Origin of the sequence: Chryseobacterium sp. MP_3.2 (assembly GCF_035984805.1) — a bacterium.
Classification (GTDB): domain Bacteria; phylum Bacteroidota; class Bacteroidia; order Flavobacteriales; family Weeksellaceae; genus Kaistella.
This window is the reverse complement of record NZ_JAXCHW010000004.1, coordinates 132,188-146,450: the sequence shown is the minus strand read 5'-3', so window position 1 is coordinate 146,450 and position 14,263 is coordinate 132,188. Positions and strand designations below refer to the sequence as shown.

Here is a 14,263-nt window from a genome sequence, read left to right as displayed (position 1 = left end):
TCTTAAAATTGAAAATAAATAAATTCATTATTGCCGAAACTTGCATACCTTAAAATAATAAAAGCCACCGCTAAATATGTAGCTCTTCTAATAATTGGATGAAATCTTTCGATCTGTAAACCATGATGTTCTGAGCGATTAATCCATTCTACCATAAACATAAAGCCAACTAAACCCATAATTTTAAAAGAGAAATTACCCGGAACCGTAAAAAAAGACGGACTGAAAATTCTTTCGATATAATGAAAAGCCTCTGTAATATTTTCTGAGCGAAAAAAAATCCAGGCAAAACATGTGAGGGAGAAGGTGAGGATGATATTTAAAGTATCTCTTACGGAAGGGAGCAATTTTCCCAAGGCTACATCTTCTAAATTACTTCTATTCTTTTTTGCGAGCAAGAGCGGCAAGAAAAATAAGGCATTGAGTCCACCCCAAAAAATAAAGGTCCAGTTTGCGCCATGCCAAAAACCACTGACGAGAAAGATGATAAAAGTATTTCTGATTTTCATCCAAATTCCTCCTTTACTGCCGCCTAACGGAATGTAAAGGTAATCTCTAAACCAGGAGGAAAGTGAAATATGCCACCGGCGCCAAAATTCTGCAATATCTCGAGAAAAATAGGGATAGTTAAAATTCTTCAATAACTCAATTCCAAAAAGCCGCGAAACTCCTAAAGCAATATCTGAATACCCTGAAAAATCTCCGTAAATCTGGAAAGCGAATAAAACCGCCCCAAACACGAGATTACTGGCGCTTTCAGTTTGGTAATTTGCGAAAATCTCATTCACAATTGGCGCACAATTATCGGCGATTACCATTTTTTTAAAAAGTCCCCACAAGATCTGCCGAACACCATTTGCAGCCTGATCGTAATTGAAAATTCTTATTTTTTTAACCTGTGGCAAAAGATGTGTTGCCCGCTCAATTGGGCCCGCTACAAGGAGGGGGAAATAACTTACGAAAAGTGAATATTCCGTGAAGTTGCTCTCCGCTTTAATCTTTTTCTTGTACACATCTATAATATAAGATAAACCATGAAAAGTGTAAAATGAAATACCGACGGGAAGAATAATTTGTAAGGTCCAGGGATGAACATTGAGACCGAAACCACCTAATAATTCCGCAAAACTATCTGCAAAGAAATTATAATATTTAAAAAAGCCCAAAAAACCAAGATTAATGGCGATACTCAGGATCAACCAAAATTTTGCGGCTTTCTTATGATCACTTTTCTCAATTTGCAGGGCGGAAAAATAATCCAGCACGATAGAAAAAACCAGGAGAAATAAAAACCGCCAATCCCAGCATGCGTAAAAATAAAAACTTGCACCTAAAAGTAAAAAATTCTGTTGCTTTTTTTTGTTTTTTAAGACAAACCAATACAATACAAAAACGATTGGCAGAAAGATCGCAAAAGCAAAAGAGTTAAATAACATTCAGAAAATATTTTACTTAATGAAAACCCCTACAAATTTACCCTCAAATTCTACTACAGTAGAATCAATCTGAAGTGATTCACAGAAATCTTGGTAGGCAGAATTATCTCCAATATCATCACTTAAAAAGACTCCACCTTCTCTCAGATGCTTGTATAATTCCTTATAGGCCCACATTCTTCCCTCATAACTTTTATCGGAGTCATAGTGAACGACGTCAAACATATCGTTTTGAACGAATATCTTAGGTAAAGATTCTCGGTCTGCGTGGCGAAAAAGTTTCCAGTTTGATTTTAGATTTTGAGGAACAATGCAGCCTACATATTGATCGCCATCTTGACCTAAATAAGGCATGTCTGAACTGTACAAGGTGCCGTTTCTCTTTTGCAGAGAAACCAAAGCGGCCAAAGAAGACCATCCATAAGCAACTCCTGTTTCTACGGTATTTTTAGCTTGAGTAAATTCGCAGGCATGATAAATTAATTCTAATGCGCCCGCGCCGCCCATTTTGATGGGACAAGATTGTTCTGCTTCTACCGCTTGTGCCAATTCATTCGGAAACATTTCCTTAAATGAAGACATTCGCATGCCGAAAAGTTGGCGAATTGCGTCAGATTGTGCAATCGCTTTTGAAAACGCCCAAGAATAAGTCTTATCCTTTCCCTTAAAAGCGCTCTTACGGTTGAAAATATTTTTAATAATTTTCCGTCCTAATTCAGGATAGAGATCTGGTCGTTTTGCATATCCCAAAAGGGTTTTTGCCACTCTTTTTAATTCGCTCACAGTTTTTTATTAATTATTCAAAAATAAGCAAAATTCACCTACATTTTAAAAAACACTGTATCTTTGTTTATAGCCATTCCATTTTTATTTTGATGAAATTTTCTATTTTGATTGCCCATTTCAATAATGCTATCTATTTTAAAGAGTGTTTTGATTCATTAGTGGCGCAAACCTATCCCAACTGGGAAGCCATTATTTTAGATGACGGTTCTAGACAGGAAGAAAGCAGCATAATCAAAGATATCATCAAAGAAGATTCCCGATTTAAATATTTTACAAACAGCAGGAATGAAGGCGTTGGATTTACTAAAAGTAAACTGATTGAATTGGCTACCGGCGATATTTTAGGATATGTAGATCCTGATGACGCACTATTCTCCTCTGCAATTGAAAAAAGCATCGATGTTTTTGAAAAGAATAAAAAGGCAGTCCTTACCTATTCGCGTTTAATTTTTTGTGACAAAGATTTGAAACCTCTTGCTCCCTTTCAATCGCCCATGCAAGTAGAAAATCATAATCCTTATTTTTTCAATTGTCCCATTCAAATCAACCACTTTGTTTGTTTTAGAAAAGATATATACGAAACCACAGAAAAGATAAATCCAGATCTTAAAATTTCCGAAGATCAAGATTTGTATTTGAAAATGTACGAAAAGGGAGATGTGGCCTTCATTAACGACACCAATTATTTATACAGAACTCACGCTGGCGGAATTTCCCAAAATGAAAACAAGGAGAAATCTTACGATTATTGGGGAAAAGTAATCTGGTCTGCGATGCAAAGAAGAGGTCTTACTACAATTAACGGGAAAAAAATTCCTACAACATTTACATCGTCCCAGGAAATATTCAAGTTATTGAAATATCAAAATTCTATTTCCTACCGCATTAGGAAGAGACTTAAAATAATTTTGCAAAGCTTTTCTTAAATGGCAGACTTAAAGAAAATAAAAATTCTCTTTCGCCATCGTTCCATGGAAATGGGTGGTGTAGAAAAAGTGATGCTCAGTTTGCTTCAAAATCTGAATCAGAATAGATTTGAATTAACGGTTTGCCTCAACTTAAATCAAGGTGAATTAAGAAATGAATTCCCTTCTCATGTAAGAAAAGTTTACTTGGCAGAAGGCAAAGAGGATTTTTCTAAAAATATATGGCTACAAAAATTTCAATTATTCCAAAGAAAAAATAAACTGCAAAAACTGCAAAGAAATCCAAAGCTCATTGATCAAAAATATTTGAAGGAAAACTATGATATTGAAATCGCGATGACCTACAATGATTTTGAGTCGGTTTTAAACGCTTCCAACAAAAAATCTAAAAAGATTGGATGGTTTCATTCAGAAATCAATGTTCCGAAACTTCAACCCTTGGTCCCCGCCATTCTGGACCATTTCCCAAAATTCGATCACATGATCTACTGTTCAGAAAAAATTCAGAAAATCATGCATGAATTCTATCCAAATCTGCATTACCCGAAAGAAAGTGTTATTATCAACGCTATTCCCATTGAAGAAATTAAGATGAAAGCGGAAGAAAAAATCACTGAATTTCCAAAAAGTCCAGTTTTTATTTCCGTGGGAAGGTTGCACACCAGAAAAGGATATCACAAATTGATGGAGGCACATGCTCAACTTTTAAAAGATGGTTTTCAACATTCCGTAATGATCATCGGTGATGGGGAAGAATTAGCAAGTCTTTTAATTCAACAGAATAAATTAAATGTTGAAAAAACATTTATTTTCGCTGGAAATAAAATGAATCCCTATCCTTACCTCAAAAAAGCTGATTTTTTTATCATGCCTTCTGAATCTGAAGCTTGGCCTCTGGTAATTGCAGAAGCTTTAATTTTACAAAAACCTATTATTGCGACCAAAGTTGGCGATGTAGAAACTATGATTAAAGACCGAAAAACAGGCTATCTAATTGATTTTGCAACAGATGAAATATATACTGCGATGAAAGAATTTCTTACCAATGAAAAGCTGGTTTCCGAAATAAAAGAAAACATCATAGACATTGAAAAAGACTTCGATAATGAAAAGATTTTTTCAGCGGTTGAAGAAATTATTTTAAATTTATACAAAGGAAAAAAATGATCTATTTCTACCGAATACTTTTAAAAATTCATACTACTTACCAAGAATTTATCCAACATATCTACTTGCAAATTTGTTTGGCGAAAGGCTTGAAAGTAGGTAAAAATGTGCGTTTCGTAGAAGTTCCTCAATTTGGGACCGAACCTTTTTTAATAGAAATCGGCGATGAATCTACTTTTTCCAATAACGTAAGATTTGTAAATCATGATGGCGGACAAAATGCTTTGCATTTCATGGAAAAATATAAAGATGTTCGAACTTTTGGGCGCATAAAAATTGGAAAGCAATGCTTTATCGGGGCAGACTGTACCATTATGCCCGGCGTGGAAATGCAGGATAACTGCGTTCTGGGAGCCGGTTCCATATTAACAACTTCTATGAAAAAAGGATCCGTTTATGCTGGAATTCCTGCAAAATTTATATGTACTATAGAAGATTATGGCGACAAATTATTGGCTAATAATCTACTTTACCCCCGCGAACTGGAAAAAGATCGACCAAAACTGGAAGCGTATATTAAGAATAATTTACCTCAAACTTATAAACCTGTCAAGTAAACTTTGTCAAAGTTATTGAACTTTGACAAAGTAAATCTGCTCAAGAAAAATGGGAGAAAAGAAGAAAATCCTCATCAGAATCGGTTCTCTTCGTCATGGCGGAGCAGAGAAAGTATTGGTGACTTTTCTGAAAAATTTGCCGCAAGAGAAGTATGAAGTTGATCTTTTATTGAATTTATATTCGGGGAAATATTTACCAGAAGTGCCTAGTTGGATCAATGTTTATCACCTGAATAAAGGCGAAATGATCACCACCAATCGCCTGCAAGATATTCCTCAAAAAGCTTTTCGTGTCATCTACCAGAAAGTATTAAAGGTCTTTCCGAACTTGCTTTACCAGTCAATTTTAAAAGGTAAAAAATACGACATCGAGCTTGCAGCCATTCATGGGTTTCGGGATGAAATTTTGAATTCCCCTTTAAAATCATCCAAGAAAATAATTTGGATTCACAATGATTTAAAGAAAACTGAATTTCACAATTACAGCGATGAGGAGATTCGGAAGTTTTTTGGCTTTGAAAAAATCATGGTTATTTCGGAGAAAATTGAGAAAGATTTCCATAATTTAACTCAGAATCAAGCGGAAAAGAATAAAATAGTACGTATTTACAACCCTTTGGATACGGAAGAAATTCTTAAAAAATCGGAAGTTGGAATTAGGACGTCAGAAGATTTGGTGCCGGTTTTTATTTCTGTTGGAACTGTTTTTCCACAAAAAGGCTTTGACCGATTGCTGAAAGTGCACAAAAGACTTTTGGAGGAAGGTTTTCCGCATAAAATTCAAATTTTGGGCGATGGTTATGATTTTTCAAACATCAGAAAACTTCAGGAAGATCTAGGCGTTACGGAAAGTTCTACTCTTTTTGGTTTTACAGATAATCCTTATCCATTAATTAAAAATGCGGATTTTTATATTTTAAGTTCGAGGTATGAAGGTTTTCCGACGGTTTTGTTTGAAGCCATTACGCTGAAGAAAAAAATTATAGCAACCGATGTATCTGGAGTTCGGGAAATGTTAGAAAACGGAAAACTCGGTTTAATTGTAGAAAATTCAGAAGAAGGAATTTATGCCGGGATGAAAAAAGCACTCATTGAACCGAATGGTTTCGTAGCATATGAAGAAAATTTGAAAGACTTTGAAATGCCTTTTACATTGGAAAATTCTGTAAACTCAATCATCAAAATTATTGATGAATTATAATATTTTAGCAGTTGTCATTCCGAGGCAACGAGGAATCTCTATCTTAAAGATTCTTCACTACACTTTGTTTCGTTCAGAATGACAAAAACATTACTTTTGTAAACTGATGAAAAACTCTATTATTCAACAAGATTTCTACCGTGAAAGCGGAACTTATCTTTCCAAAATTCAGATTTGGAAAAAATGTTTTAGCCCAAATCTCCATTTTATTTATCTCTTAAGAATTACACAAAAATATCCAAAGAACACGATTATAGGGAAAATTTGGCGACTTATTTTACGTCACTATCAAATTAAGTATGGCTTTCAGATTTATCCCGAAACTCAGATTGGACCAGGATTTTATCTGGGACATTGGGGCGCGTTGGTCATCAATCCGAAAACGATTATTGGGAAAAACTGCAATATTGCGCAAGGAGTTACAATTGGTCAGGCGAACCGCGGAAAAAATGAAGGCGTTCCAAAAATTGGTAATGAAGTATGGATTGGTCCGAATGCTGTACTTGTAGGAAATATTACCGTCGGCAATAATGTTTTGATTGCACCCAATTCTTTTGTCTGCTTTGATGTACCTGCAAATTCAGTGGTGATGGGGAATCCTGGAGTTATTTCTCCCAATGAAAAAGCTACGTTAGGTTACATCAACCATAAGATTTAATAAATTATGTAAAATTATCAATAGTAGATTTATAAAAAAATTCTTCATTCTATTTCATTTCTTACCCTTTTAAAACCAAATTTTCCAGAAATTTTCTGGTAAATCCTTCGCTATTTTTACATGCAACGACTCTATTGGTGTAAAGATGCTGTTCTTGGGTCAAAATTTCAATAATCAATTTTTCTTTCTTCTAGTGATCGTCCAGATTTAAAAGCCGAGTTGCAATGATGTAATTTGTGTAAAACCAATGGCAAGATGTGGTGTAGCGCAAAAGGCAGTTCTCTTTTTTAAATTGACGATGTCAGGAAGCTTCAATAGTAGCAATTTTTTACGCTAAATATTTAAACTTGAAATTTACTAATCCAATCGTAAAAATCCAGTCAATACTGGATTTTTATTATTTTTCTCCTTAAATCCCTACTTTCAGGATCAGATAAATACCCTTGGTAAAATAAAAAGTCAGCTTAAATTCCATATTCATATTTACGCAGCAATTTAAAATTATATTTTTCATTTGTAGTAAATCTTTAAACATTAATATTTTAACATTTATTTATGATAGTAATACTATTTTTTAAAAATTTAATTATATATTTGCATCTGATAGTAAAGCTATTATAAATGAAACTAAAACACCTTTTAACTGTATCCTTTGTGGGATTTTCATTTTTGGGGAAAGCACAGATAGATGAAAACAAAATTGGAAGTTGGTACATGTATTTTTTCAATGCAGATTTTAAAGAAAGCCAATTTGGCGTGCAAGGAGACTCGCAATATAGAAACTGGAACTTAGGTGGAGATTTAGAGCAATTACTTTTAAGAGGCGCAGTGACTTATCGCTTACAAGACAAATCTGCAAAATTTGCGCTTGGGTATGCACACATCACTTCGGGAGCTTATGGCGAAAGCAATGAAACCTCCGCGGAAAGTAGAATTTATCAGGAGGCCTCACTGCCACAAAAGATATTTGATGGAAGATTCCATTTAACGCATCGTTTTCGGTATGAACAAAGATTTGTAGAAAATCAAGATTTCAGAACCAGGGTCAGGTATAATTTATTTGTAAATGTGCCCTTAAATTCAAAAGAAATTCAAAAGAACACATACTATCTGGCTTTGTACAATGAGCTTTTTATTAATGGCGAAAAAGAAATCGGTCAGGGCAGAATGGTTGAAATATTTGACAGAAACCGAGCTTATATCGGCATAGGATACGCTATTAATGATAAAATACGCGTGCAAACAGGTTATATGAATCAGGCTACAAATACCGTCTCCAAAGGGCAATTGCAATTAAGTTTGCATCAAAATTTTTAGAGAAAATCAATTAATAAATTCAAATATCATGAAAAATCAAATTTTAAATTTATGCTTGGGGATTAGCTTTTTAGGATTCGCAGGAAGTTGTACAACAACGAACAATGCAGCAACCAATGCCGATGATAGCAAAGTAATCTTATCCAAAATCGTAAATAACAGCGTTTTCACCAAAGCTGAACAAGACAAATTAACTCCCGAAGCAGTTCTTGCGGATTTTAAAGCTGGGAATGCGCGATTTAGAAGCAATAATATTACGGTGAGAAATCATCAGCAGCAAACAAGAAAATCTGCGCCCGGTCAATATCCAAAAGCTTTTGTTTTAGGCTGTGTAGATAGCAGAGTCCCGATAGAAGATATTTTTGATCAAGGAATTGGTGACATCTTCGTTGGAAGGGTTGCTGGTAATTTTGCCAATGAAGATCAATTGGGAAGTATGGAATTTGCGTGTAAAGTAGCAGGAGCAAAACTGATTATGGTAATGGCACATCAGCACTGTGGCGCGGTGAAAGCAACTATAGATGATGTGAAATTAGGTAATATCACTTCTTTGGTTAATCAAATAAAACCAGCAATTGGAATGAGTGCCGCTTTCGCCGGACAAAAAAATTCCAGTAATGAAGCGTATGTAAAAGAAGTTGCAGAAAATAATGTGCGACATACCATAGACCAGATTAGAAAAAACAGTCCAATCTTGAAAGAAATGGAAGATAAAGGAGAAATAAAAATTGTAGGAGTATTTTATACCCTTACAAAAGGAGAGATGATTTTCGTAGAATAATTATAGTTTTATTTAGTGAAGCCAAAACAATTAAATTGTTTTGGCTTTTTTTTTGCAAAATTTTAACTAATCCCGATTCAGATTTTGGATGTACCTTCACTCTCTAAAAAATTAATCTTAAATTTTGCATTTATATCTGCATTAATGGGCGTTTATATTGCTAACTGAACAGATAAAAAAGGGTTTCATGAGGAAATATCACAGAGAAAATCTAATAAAAGTCATATCCTAAACTTTGTTAATATTTCTTTTATCTAAAAATGATAGTATATTTTTGCACCTTTATTAATTTTACCTATTGAATTTGAAAATAATTCAGACGAATCAGTATAATATAAACCTTTAAATATTTTACATTATGAAAAAATCGTATGAAGTTATTTTTGAAAACAACAGAAAATGGGTAGAGTCGAAACTCGCTGAAGATGCAGATTTCTTTAAAACATTATCTGCAACACAGACACCAGAATACCTCTACATCGGTTGCGCGGATAGCCGTGTTTCTGCTGAAGAAGTAATGGGAATGAAACCTGGAGAACTTTTCGTGCATCGCAATATTGCGAACGTAGTGAATTCCTTGGACATGAGTTCTACAGCCGTGATACAATATGCAGTGGAACACCTGAAGGTGAAACACATTATAGTTTGCGGACATTATGGGTGTGGTGGAGTAAAAGCAGCGATGACTCCGCAAGATATGGGATTGCTAAATCCATGGTTGCGGAACATTCGAGATGTGTACAGATTGCATCAAGCGGAATTAGATTCTATTGAAGATGAACAAAAGCGTTATGATCGCCTTGTAGAACTCAATGTTGAGGAGCAATGCATTAACGTGATTAAAATGGCAGTGGTTCAAGAGCAGTACTTGCTTGATGAGTATCCTATTGTTCATGGGTGGGTTTTCGATTTGAAAACAGGGAAGATTATAGATTTGGAAATTGATTTCGAGAAGATCTTGAAAGACATTCAAAAAATTTACAACCTTACGGATTCAGATTGGGTGATGAGTAGAATAAAAAACAAAAACCTCATCTAAATTTTTAGATTTTTCTTTATGAAATTTTGGAATATCATTACATTAGCGGTCTTTATCAATTTCATGGCTTTACCAAGTATTGCCACGATTTTTGACTGGAATTTACCCGCAAGTAATGTCATTATTTCTGAAGAAGAAACGCAACATCCACCTTTGGTAATCAATGAGAAAACGGTTCCAAAAACCTTGAACGTTCATGATTTTCTGAAATTTTTTAAGAATGATTTACTCGGTAAATCTTTCATCATGGCAGATGATTCTATTCATCTGACCCCCTTTCTTGCCATCTTTTCTCCGCCTCCGAACGCTTAATTTTTTCTCCAAAATAATCAAAACACTCATCTCAAATTGATTTGGGCAGTATCTCTTTGATTAAAAAAATTAAATGTCAATCTTATGTAAGTGTAAAGCAAATCGCCATACAATTACATTTCAAAATTTTTTTCAAAAATGAAAAAAGCTATTTCAGCAATAGGAGGAATTAAAGAAAATTTCCCTTCAGGTCTCGTCGTATTTTTAGTCGCTCTTCCTCTCTGTTTAGGAATTGCCTTAGCTTCTGGCGCTCCACCACTTTCCGGAGTTATTGCCGGAATCATTGGTGGATTGGTCGTAGGATTTTTAAGCAACTCTAACATTTCAGTTTCTGGTCCTGCCGCAGGTTTAACTGCAATTGTATTAACCGCCATTACAGATTTAGGCGCTTTCGAATTATTTCTGTGTGCCGGAATCATTGCCGGTGTGCTTCAACTAATCTTAGGATTTATTCGCGCCGGAAGTATTTCCAGCTATTTCCCCAATAACGTCATCGAAGGAATGTTGGCGGGAATTGGAATTATTATTATATTAACTCAAATTCCGCACGCTTTAGGTTTTGATAAAGACTTTGAGGGAAATGAAAGTCTCTTTGGAAATGGTTATAACCCTAACTATTTTTCGGAATTAATCGCGGGCATAAACCCTGGAGCTGTTATTATTACTGTGGTTTCATTGGCAATACTATTAGCTTGGGACAAAATTATAGTGTTAAAAAAATTAAAAATGATTCCTGGTGCTTTGGTAGCAGTGGCAGTAGGAATTTTATTAAATTATCTCTTTAAAATTTCTGGTAGTTCCTTGGCAATTGGCGCCGACCATTTGGTTGCCTTACCTGTTCCGCAAAGTATAGATGATTTTAAAAACATGATTGTTTTTCCAGATCTACAAGGATTTCTTAATCCAAATGTTTGGATTGTAGGTTCCACCATCGCGATTGTGGCTTCTATAGAAACGCTTTTATGTATTGAAGCTTCAGATCGATTAGACACACAAAGAAGAATTACGGATACTAACTTAGAACTAAAAGTTCAGGGAATTGGAAATTTAATCAGTTCCGCCATCGGAGGACTGCCCATGACTTCTGTAGTGGTGAGGAGTTCTGCGAATGCAAATGCTGGGGCAACCTCCAAAGTTTCTGCCATGATTCATGGAGGCTTGTTATTCATTTGTGTCCTTTCCATTCCTTTTATTTTAAATTTAATCCCACTCGCAACTTTAGCAGCAGTTTTAATTTTAGTAGGCTATAAATTAGCAAAACCGGCAACAGTAATGCACTTTTGGCACAAAGGGAAATACCAGTTTATCCCTTTTATCGCAACTATTTTAGCAGTTGTATTCTTGGATTTATTAAAAGGAGTAGGTATTGGATTGCTCATTTCCGTCTTCTACATTTTACAGGGAAATATGAAGCGAGCTTATTACTTAAGCCGCGAAGAATTAGATGATGCCGATGAAATCCAAATAAAATTAGCAGAAGAAGTTTCCTTTCTTAATAAGGCTGCGATAAAGAAAACTTTAAAAAACATCAGACCAAATTCTGTAGTTTCTATTGATGCAAAAGGAACCTCTTATATTGCGAATGACATTTTGGAAATGATACAAGACTTTGCGAATATCCGCGCAAAAGAAGAGGATATTGAAGTGCGGTTAATCGGCTTCCGGACCTCTTACCAAGAGTTTGAAGACACCGCCGAAGACTCACATGTTTTGATCGCACACAGACGAGCAATGTGATGATTTTTTAATAAATTGTGGAGTATTTGGAGGATTGAGCTGAGCATCTTTCGACCTCATAAATTAAAGTTGGTAATCACTGAAAAACCCAGGAACTCTAATTATTTACCATTAAAACTAGTCATTGCATTCTGGATTCCTGCGAAAACAAAGGACAGACACGCTTTAGAAAACTTCTCGATTCTTTCGGGAAGTTTTTCTTTTTCTTCACCTTCCCATTTTCCTAAAACATAATCGACTTGTTTACCCTCCGAAAATTCAGCCGAGATTCCGAATCTTAAGCGTGGATAATTTTGCGTCTGAAGTTGCTCTTGAATACTTTTCAACCCATTGTGTCCGGCATCAGAACCTTTCAGTTTCATTCTTAAAGTTCCGAAAGGCAGCGATAAATCATCCGTCACAACCATTAAATTTTCCAGAGGAATTTTTTCTTTTTGCAGCCAAAATTTTACGGCATTTCCAGACAAATTCATGTAGGTGTCTGGTTTTAAAAGGAAGACTTTTCTGCCTTTATATTTCCCCTCAGCAAGCAATCCGAAATTAGAAGATTTAAAAGGTACTTCTAAAGTTTCTGCTATTTTTTCTACAACTTTAAACCCGACATTATGCCGGGTTTCAGTATATTCTTCGCCTTTGTTTCCGAGACCTACGATTAGGTATTTCATGTGCGTAAGTTATTTAATATATTCAAAACTTAAAGTTCCTAAATTATTACTTGCCACTCCTTTTGTAGGGTATCCATCTGCATCATAAGAGTAAATATAGGTTGCAGTTTGCGTATCTCCTTGAGTAGAAACCGTTATTTTTCTATAGTTATTGGCAGAAAAACCCGTTACCGCAGCCGCCTCAAAACCACTAATGGAGCTGATAATATTGTAAACTTCGGGGAGTGTATTAAAAGGATTTTTCTGTGCATCATACTCACTCAATGTGGCATTTAATACAAGTGCAGGAAAAATAATTGGTGGAGTTGCAGGAAACGTGGTGGTAAATTTCCAGGTAGAAATATTATTTCCAGCGTAGGTTAGGTCACTTGTATAAGTAAATAATTCATACAGAATAGTGGGATCAGCACTATCAATTCCTACTAGTTTTGAAACTATTTTAGAAATTTTATTATTGGTATACGTTGCCGTTAACTTATTGGTGTATTTATTTCCTGTATCTTCCGTTCCGGTGCCATTTGCTTCTACGAATTTACCATTATTGTAAGTGATTGTAAAATTGGTAGTCGTAGTGATGCCGCCATCATCTTCTAAGATATTCATCTTGGTGATCAGGTTATTTTCATAGAATAAATCGTACGTAAAAGAGTTATCACTCGTGGTTACTTGCACCAATTTATTCGCTAAGTAGTTGTAATTATAAGTAATTACGTCTCCTGAATCATCTGTTGAGGTTACTGATTTCAATTTCTTTTCTACCGTTGTTCCGCCGCCGCCTGTTCCTGCTGGATTATTTACTCCAAAAAGAAAATCCCCATTTTCATCCCGGCTGGGTTCACAGGAAACCAGAAATATGAAACTGAATAAAATGGGCAGAAGTGCAAGGATTTTTTTCATCTTTTTAAAGTAATTTTAGCAAAAGTAAGGTTTTTTTCGGAAGGGATAATCTTAGAAATCACAACTGTTAAAATTTGAAATTACTCCTTTATTTTCTTTATCAAAAAATAGAATTAAAGTTACTTCTTCATTCCTAACTTCACTCATCATATCCCGAAGAATGGTGAATTCTCTCTTTATAATGTCCATAATTTCCGCGTCTTTATTGGTGCCGAAATTTTGAATGGCATTAATAGAATCTATTCTGGATTTTGAATTAACTTTTAAGTGATAAACACCAAACGCATTTTTTGGAATCAGATCTTTGTAATTTTCGAAAAAATCTCCGGAAAAGTAGAAAACGTTGGTATCTTTTAAATGTTCGGCTATTAAAAAGTGGATCGCTTGTCTTTCTACTTCTATTTTTGAATCCGTCAACAGTTTTCTTGGTGTGCAGGAAGACATCCCAAATTCCCCTTCAGGATTTAAATACACCAAAAATTGCTCACCTTGATGGAGTTCAATTTCACAAGCTGGCCCGGAAGTTTTTCCAATTTTGCCTCTTACCAGGATGGAAGTAATAGGTTGTCCTTTGTATAATTTTAAAATTTTAATGTCAGCTTTGTAAAAGCGATCTCCTTCATCTGTCTTAAAATCTACATCATACGCTTTTAAAATTTCGATCTCCGCCACGAAATCATTCTGTGCAAAATTTTCCCCAAAACTTTGAATGTGACATTTGCAAGCTAGAACCATGCTCGAGCACAAGAGTATAATAAATAAAATACTTTTTTTCATCACAATT

15 protein-coding genes are annotated in these 14,263 nt (G+C 34.9%); 10 read left to right on the top strand and 5 right to left on the bottom strand.

Annotated features, from left to right (window positions below):
- Positions 1–2: 2 nt before the first annotated feature.
- Positions 3–1,436, bottom strand: coding sequence for an MBOAT family O-acyltransferase (locus tag RCH13_RS07540; protein WP_326986628.1), 1,434 nt, complete (start codon positions 1,434–1,436; stop codon positions 3–5).
- Positions 1,437–1,448: 12 nt separating this feature from the next.
- The gene (locus RCH13_RS07535; RefSeq protein ID WP_326986627.1) at positions 1,449–2,219 is read right to left on the bottom strand and encodes a class I SAM-dependent methyltransferase; all 771 of its coding nucleotides are present in this window, start codon (positions 2,217–2,219) and stop codon (positions 1,449–1,451) included.
- Positions 2,220–2,311: 92 nt separating this feature from the next.
- Between RCH13_RS07535 and RCH13_RS07530 the strand changes: the two genes are divergently transcribed.
- From RCH13_RS07530 to RCH13_RS07485, 10 genes are all read left to right on the top strand, one after another.
- On the top strand, positions 2,312–3,148 hold the full coding sequence (locus tag RCH13_RS07530) for a glycosyltransferase family 2 protein (protein ID WP_326986626.1): 837 nt from the start codon (positions 2,312–2,314) through the stop codon (positions 3,146–3,148).
- On the top strand, positions 3,149–4,315 hold the full coding sequence (locus RCH13_RS07525; RefSeq protein ID WP_326986625.1) for a glycosyltransferase: 1,167 nt from the start codon (positions 3,149–3,151) through the stop codon (positions 4,313–4,315). It abuts the gene before it with no gap.
- Positions 4,312–4,872, top strand: coding sequence for an acyltransferase (locus tag RCH13_RS07520; RefSeq protein ID WP_326986624.1), 561 nt, complete (start codon positions 4,312–4,314; stop codon positions 4,870–4,872). The genes RCH13_RS07525 and RCH13_RS07520 overlap by 4 nt, the downstream gene beginning before the upstream one ends.
- A 49-nt stretch (positions 4,873–4,921) precedes the next feature.
- Positions 4,922–6,073, top strand: coding sequence for a glycosyltransferase (locus RCH13_RS07515; RefSeq protein WP_326986623.1), 1,152 nt, complete (start codon positions 4,922–4,924; stop codon positions 6,071–6,073).
- Positions 6,074–6,179: 106 nt separating this feature from the next.
- On the top strand, positions 6,180–6,731 hold the full coding sequence (locus RCH13_RS07510) for a serine O-acetyltransferase (protein ID WP_326986622.1): 552 nt from the start codon (positions 6,180–6,182) through the stop codon (positions 6,729–6,731).
- Positions 6,732–7,352: 621 nt separating this feature from the next.
- Positions 7,353–8,048, top strand: a complete 696-nt coding sequence (locus RCH13_RS07505; RefSeq protein WP_326986621.1) for a DUF2490 domain-containing protein — start codon at positions 7,353–7,355, stop codon at positions 8,046–8,048.
- A gap of 28 nt (positions 8,049–8,076) precedes the next feature.
- Positions 8,077–8,829, top strand: coding sequence for a carbonic anhydrase family protein (locus RCH13_RS07500; protein ID WP_326986620.1), 753 nt, complete (start codon positions 8,077–8,079; stop codon positions 8,827–8,829).
- A 358-nt stretch (positions 8,830–9,187) separates the two neighbouring features.
- Positions 9,188–9,868, top strand: a complete 681-nt coding sequence (locus RCH13_RS07495; protein ID WP_326986618.1) for a carbonic anhydrase — start codon at positions 9,188–9,190, stop codon at positions 9,866–9,868.
- A gap of 18 nt (positions 9,869–9,886) precedes the next feature.
- Complete coding sequence (locus tag RCH13_RS07490) at positions 9,887–10,180, top strand: hypothetical protein (protein ID WP_326986617.1); 294 nt, start codon at positions 9,887–9,889, stop codon at positions 10,178–10,180.
- A 138-nt stretch (positions 10,181–10,318) separates the two neighbouring features.
- Positions 10,319–11,917 (top strand): SulP family inorganic anion transporter, encoded by a 1,599-nt coding sequence (locus tag RCH13_RS07485; protein WP_326986616.1) that lies wholly within the window; start codon positions 10,319–10,321, stop codon positions 11,915–11,917.
- A gap of 101 nt (positions 11,918–12,018) precedes the next feature.
- Here RCH13_RS07485 and pth read toward each other — a convergent pair whose 3' ends face one another.
- Genes pth through RCH13_RS07470 form a run of 3 tightly spaced genes read right to left on the bottom strand, consistent with a single transcriptional unit; the run spans position 12,019 to position 14,256 of the window.
- Positions 12,019–12,582, bottom strand: a complete 564-nt coding sequence (gene pth, locus RCH13_RS07480; RefSeq protein ID WP_326986615.1) for an aminoacyl-tRNA hydrolase — start codon at positions 12,580–12,582, stop codon at positions 12,019–12,021.
- A 9-nt stretch (positions 12,583–12,591) separates the two neighbouring features.
- Entirely contained in the window at positions 12,592–13,479 is an 888-nt protein-coding gene (locus RCH13_RS07475) for a hypothetical protein (RefSeq protein WP_326986614.1), read from the bottom strand.
- 51 nt (positions 13,480–13,530) lie between these two features.
- Positions 13,531–14,256 carry a hypothetical protein gene (locus RCH13_RS07470; protein ID WP_326986613.1) on the bottom strand — a complete coding sequence of 242 codons (726 nt, stop codon included), beginning with the start codon at positions 14,254–14,256 and terminating at the stop codon, positions 13,531–13,533.
- Positions 14,257–14,263 lie beyond the last annotated feature (7 nt).